This is a genomic window from Actinomadura geliboluensis (assembly GCF_005889745.1).
GTDB classification, from domain to species: domain Bacteria; phylum Actinomycetota; class Actinomycetes; order Streptosporangiales; family Streptosporangiaceae; genus Spirillospora; species Spirillospora geliboluensis.
Genome location: NZ_VCKZ01000538.1, coordinates 1 through 5,416, shown reverse-complemented (window position 1 = coordinate 5,416; position 5,416 = coordinate 1). Strand labels below are relative to the sequence as shown.

Genomic DNA, 5,416 nt, shown 5'->3' with positions numbered 1-5,416 from the left:
CTACGGGACCCCCCACCGCGCCTCATCCGAGGAGCCGTGGGCAGCGGGGACGTCCCAGATGCTGCTCGCCCGCGACTACCAGGCGATGGCCCGGACACAGTGGCGCGTCGAACGCCGCGACGAGGACCTGCAAATCATCTTCGACCCGGTCGACCTGCGGGCGCACGCCCGCATCACTCTGCCCCCGGTGCCCCTCTTCATCAGCCCACACCTCGGCAGTCCCCTAGTCGTGCAATGGTCGGCCGCCAGCATGGACACTCATGGCAACAACACCGGCGCCCTGGCCCTGACCTTGTCTCCCTCAACACTGAGCATCATTGGAGCTCACCAGGAGCCGGACTCCGCGCCCGAGCCCTCAAGCTGAGCCCTGTTCTACGCCCAACCGCCCCGCCGCTACGGATGACGGATCCTTAGCCGTCGCCGCGCAGGCAGCCTTCGCAGCGGCAGATGCGGCTGTGACGTTATGTCGGCGGAAGGGGGCGGGTACGGATGGCGGTCGTGTCGCCCCCCCAGCATCCCCGAAACCCAGGCCGGGGAGATCGTCACGGTGGCCGTGGAGAAGTTCGTCGACTCGCAGGTTGCGGCGACCGTCGTCCTCGGGGATGAGGCGTCCAGGCGTTCCAGGAGGTAGGTGAGCGCCGGACTACCCCGAGCCGCAGCAGGATTCTCGTTGCCTCAAGGACCGCGCGGACTGCTTCCGCCCCGTTAACGCCGCCTGCTGGTGGGTGTTCCCACTCATTGAGTAAAACTCACCAGCGACGACCGTAGAACCCGCCTCTCCCTGGTCTGTTATCGGTGCCGCAGTCTCATTCATCGGCGGTCAGGTCGCGCCGCTGGTCACTCATCACCATCGCATGTTTTGCTCATGTCGTTGACCTGCGAGTTTCCGGTTTCATTGTGGTCCGTCAGCAAGGAGACCTGCTTGGGAGAGCCATGAACACCCTGGCCCGCAGATACCACCGACTCATCTCGATCACGAATCGCCGACCACGCAGACTCTCGGTCGGCGACCTCAGCGGCAACTCACCGGACCCCCGCCGTCCACTCGGCAGTCCGCTCCAAGCTCGGCGCGTTGACCGGCTGTGCACGACTCCGCCCAACGCCTGCGGATCTGGGCGCCCGACCTACACCCTTCGGGCCCCAGAAGGCACCAGCTGCATCGGTCGAGGTGCGCGCGACCTCAGCCGTTCCGCCTCTCCCGAGGCACTTACCGGCAAGGTCGGCGTGTCCTGGATCCGCGCCGCCGAGTCCGACGTGACCTGCCTGTTCGGCGAGTCTCTCGACGACATGCGCGACGCATAACTCGTTCGTCCTCTGCCGAACGCATATAGCGTGGAGGAAGTCGTCGTAGGTCCGGAAAGCCCGGATGTCCCATCATCCCGCCAGGCGGCCCAACGCGAAACCGCCTCGGCTTCTTCCTGGAACCAGCTCAGGTTCGCGATCTACTCATCCAACCGGTGCGAAGTTCCGCTGGTGAAGGACTCAGGCAGGGCCAGTGCAAGAGGGGGCACTGGCCCTGCCGCGGCCTGTTGAGACCAAGAACTGCCTTCAACCGCAGGTTGCGCCGGAGGCACCATGGGCTACGCAGGACGGAGCTTTCGGACGCTGTTCTGACTCTGGGCTATGAGTTGGTCGGCGATGACCGTCTGGAGCTCGTTGATCTTGGCCTGGGCTTCCTCAAGCTGGTGCTTGAGCTCCTTGACGTTGCCTTGTTCTCCCTGCCCCGTCCGCATCTTGTCCAGTGCCTGCAGGGCCGTCTCATCCGCGTTCGGCAGGCTATGAAGGTAACGCTCAGTCGTGGAGATCCTGCGATGCCCTAGGCGCTCCTTAACGACCTGGAGGTCAGCTCCGCCGGCGAGAAGCCAAGAGGCGTGGGCATGGCGCAGGTCGTGAATTCGAGGCCTGCAATCCAAGCCAGCGGCATCGCGCGCGGGATACCAACAGTGCTTGCGGAACCAGTTGGCGGAGATATGCGGGTCAGTGTCGACGACCCGTGGCTTACGCGGCTTGTCCTTACCTTGGGCCCGGCGCTTGGCCCGATAGTCGGCGTACGCGCGTCGACAGTGTACGCACTTGCACTTGCCCAGGTTGTAGGCCGTGATGGTGCCGTGAGTATATGTCCGGCCATTCGGTGCGGTGAACGACGACTCATTCGAGTTGAGGAGTTGGGGCGCCAGTTCTATCGTCTCGCGACGACGAGAAAAGAGAAGATCTTCCGAGTCGAGTCCTTCGGCGGCGACGTGGGCTTTGAGCTTGACGACGATCTGCGCGCTCAACTTGAGGCGGCGTGGACGCTTTCCTTTGGGATAGTCTTTGAGTAGGAACCTTTTTCCCTCTGGATGATGCTCGGGTACCAGTTCGACCACCGATCGCCTCACCGTAAGGATCTGCGTATCGAAGTCGAGGTCCTTGACGCGTAGTTCGGTTAGCTCTCCCCAGCGCAGGCCGCTCTCGATGTCAGTCTCGATCAGGAGTTGCGCATCGGCGTCGGGAAGCGCTTGATAGATCCTGTCGAACTGTTCCGAAGTGATGATCATCCTCGGCTTTTCGGGGACAGGATCCGTCTCTACGGCCCTGCTCGGATGATAGACGATCACGTCATCATTCAGGGCTGTTGTGAAGATGGCATTGAGAATCGAGGTCTTGCAGTACTTGATCCTGTGAGCCGAGACGCCCTTCTTCTTCAGGCGAGTGATCCAGTCACGGACATGTTCGGATGTGATTGCTCCCATCTTCAACTTGGCGAAGTACGGCATGATGTGCGCGTTCAGCGCATAGACGTAGTCCTGGCGGGTACTTGCCTCCATACGATGGTTGGGCAGCCATGTTCCCTCGACGTATTGCTGGAAGGTCTGCCTACCGCGACGAGCGTCTCCGATCTTCCCTTCGAGCACGCGCCCCTCGGCCCTCATCCAGGCTTTTCGGGCATCCTTCTTAGTGTCATACATTCCGGCCGATTGCTGGCGGCCCTCCGCGTCGAGATAGAGCGCCTGGTAGCGCGTCCCCTTCTTGTTGTCGTACCTCCGAACGAAGCCCACGACGATCACCCCCGAAGCGTCTTGATCATCTATCATTTTTCTATCACTGGATCTTGTGTGATCTGGCGATAGCTCGACGGACTGCACAGCAGAAGCCCAAGCCCCCTGACCTGCAGTTTAGCCAGGAAGGAACCGTGACGCCAACAATGAAAATGAACCCGAATTAGGCCTTCCAAACTGGCTACGCGGGTTCGATTCCCGTCGCCCGCTCCCACCGCAAAGGCCCAGGCAGGAACTGTCTTTCCCCGCCTGGGCCTCGCCATTTCCCACGATCGCCACGGCCTCCGCACCCGTTGCGTGCCCAACCGTTTCAGCGTGCCCTCGTCACCTTGTCTCACTGGCCCGACCCCCCTCGAACGCCTCCCCAAGCACCACCGCGATCACCCTGTCTCGATCCTGGCTAGCGTGCTGATAGACCAGCGCCACCCGCGTGGAGACGTGGCCCGTCCTCCCCATCAACTCTTTAAGGCTGGCACCGCGCCATCGGGACCTCGGACACCCCGGCGACCTCACGCCCCAACCCCAACGCGTCAGCCGTCCCCGCCCAGGGCACCGGTGCCACGCTCCCACTCCCCAAGGCCAACACTGCCGTTCAGCCGCCCACGGTCGGGGCCGACTTCTCCGCCATCAACGGCGCGTTGCGTCGCCTCTACTTCTCCGTTCAGCCCGCCCAACTCCACCCGACAGTGGTCGAGCACACCAAGCTCGGCACGCAGCTCCTGGCCGAGACGACCGGCGTCCCGCGCACCATCCTGGCCACCGCGCTCGCCGAGTCCCTGCTCCTGGTCGGCCGCATCGAGTTCTTCGACCTGCGCCAGCCCGACGACGCCGACGCCTCATACGTCCGCGCCCTCCAGGCCGCCGGCGAAGCCAACGACCCGCTCTTGGGCGCGGCGATCCTGGCTCACGCCGCGTTCATCCCCGGATGGGACGGCCGACGCGACGAGGCAGCCGAACGCATGCGCGCCGCCCGCACCTACGCCCGACGCGGCACCGCCCCCGCCGAATTCCTGGCATGGCTGGACGCCGTCGAGGCCGAGTGCGAAACCCGCTGCGGACACCCCCGCGAAGCGCTCCGCCTCATCAACCACGCCGAACACCTGCTGGCCGAGAGCACCGGGCAGCCCGCCCCCGACTGGTTCAACTGGTTCTCGCCCATCAGCCTCGCGTCATTCAAGGGAGACACCCAGCTCAAGGCCGGTCAGCCCACCCAGGCCAAGGCCACACTCCTCGGCGTCCTGGACGCTATCGGCGACACCAACGCCAAGCAACGAGCCGTCATCCTCGGCGACCTGGCCGCCGTCGAGGTCGCCCAGCGTGACCCCGAAGCCGCATGCTCCTACGCCCAGCAGGCCCTAGAGCAACTCGCCGTCACCTGGTACGCCACCGGCATGGACCGCGTGCACGACGTCCGCCGCGCCCTCCAGCCGTGGGCCGACACCGAATGCGTCCGCCGCCTGGACGACCGCCTGTACGGATGGCAGACCACCCTTAGCGCGCTCCAGCGTTGAACTCAGCGATACGGCCCGGAAGCTCGGCCAGCGAATCAATCCGCATCGTCGGAACGCGGTCGGCTTCCGGGTCGTCCTGCTGAACGATCCCCCACGGCCCCCGCCGGATCAGCGCCGTCCGCAACCCCGCCGCAGCCGCGGGCATGATGTCGTTGTCCAACCGATCACCCACATACAGCACCTCGCCCGCATCGCAGGGCGCAGCGTCCACCACGCACCGGAAGAACCCCGGATCAGGCTTGGACACACCCCAGTCATCCGACGTCGCGATCATGTCACTGGGCAGGTCCAACGACCGCAGGATCCCGCCGGCCCGCACCGTCTGATTCCCCGCGATCCCCACCCACAGCCCATCACCCCGCAGCTTCGCCAGCGTCGGACGCGCATCCGGATACAAGTCCTCATCCCCGAACGTCTCAGGCCGCCCCACCTCGGCCCGCTCCTCACGCTGCTGCGTCAGGTCAAACCCCGGCGCGAACACCTGAAACGTGTCCCGGTAGTCCAACCCCCGAGCGATCACCGCCCCGAACATCGCCGAGAACGTATGCCGAGGCACCCCCAACCAGTCAGCCCAAGTCCCATACTCCCGAGTCTCGTTAACGAGACACTCCCCAACATCAAACACAACGGCCCGGATCATGGACCCCACCCTACGAGCGCCCCGCCGCTGCGGAACGCCTCACCAGGTCGCGATCATTGCCGAATTGGGCTGTTTTGGATCAAGGGGCGGCGGCGCTCAGGCCGCTGGCGCGGCCCCGCGCCTGGCCGCCCGGAGCGTGCGGCGTGGGCGCCGGTCACCGGACGGCCGCGCCGGGCCGCGCATCGCGCCACCACCGCCAGCTCCGCCCCCACCGGCCGCTACGGGCA

At 65.1% G+C, this 5,416-nt stretch carries 4 protein-coding genes; 2 read left to right on the top strand and 2 right to left on the bottom strand.

Going from position 1 to position 5,416, the window contains the following annotated elements; all coding sequences use genetic code 11:
- Window positions 1-364 (top strand): hypothetical protein (locus tag ETD96_RS40710; RefSeq protein WP_205719714.1); only part of this gene is annotated, 364 nt, incomplete at its 5' end.
- A 1,216-nt stretch (window positions 365-1,580) separates the two neighbouring features.
- On the opposite strand, the gene ETD96_RS40705 is transcribed toward ETD96_RS40710, so the two are convergent.
- On the bottom strand, window positions 1,581-3,047 hold the full coding sequence (locus ETD96_RS40705) for a tyrosine-type recombinase/integrase (protein ID WP_205719713.1): 1,467 nt from the start codon (window positions 3,045-3,047) through the stop codon (window positions 1,581-1,583).
- A gap of 629 nt (window positions 3,048-3,676) precedes the next feature.
- Here ETD96_RS40705 and ETD96_RS40700 point away from each other — a divergent pair.
- Complete coding sequence (locus tag ETD96_RS40700) at window positions 3,677-4,549, top strand: NsdA family TPR-like regulatory protein (RefSeq protein WP_205719712.1); 873 nt, start codon at window positions 3,677-3,679, stop codon at window positions 4,547-4,549.
- Here the strand turns inward: ETD96_RS40700 and ETD96_RS40695 are convergent.
- Window positions 4,530-5,189: an HAD family hydrolase gene (locus ETD96_RS40695; protein ID WP_138641816.1), complete on the bottom strand. Its 660-nt coding sequence runs from the start codon at window positions 5,187-5,189 to the stop codon at window positions 4,530-4,532. The genes ETD96_RS40700 and ETD96_RS40695 overlap by 20 nt on opposite strands.
- Window positions 5,190-5,416: the final 227 nt, after the last annotated feature.

Coding starts and splice junctions, on each gene's coding strand:
- ETD96_RS40695 (WP_138641816.1), bottom strand. CDS start 5,189: ATGATCCGGGCCGTTGTGTTTGATGTTGGGGAGTGTCTCGTTAACGAG.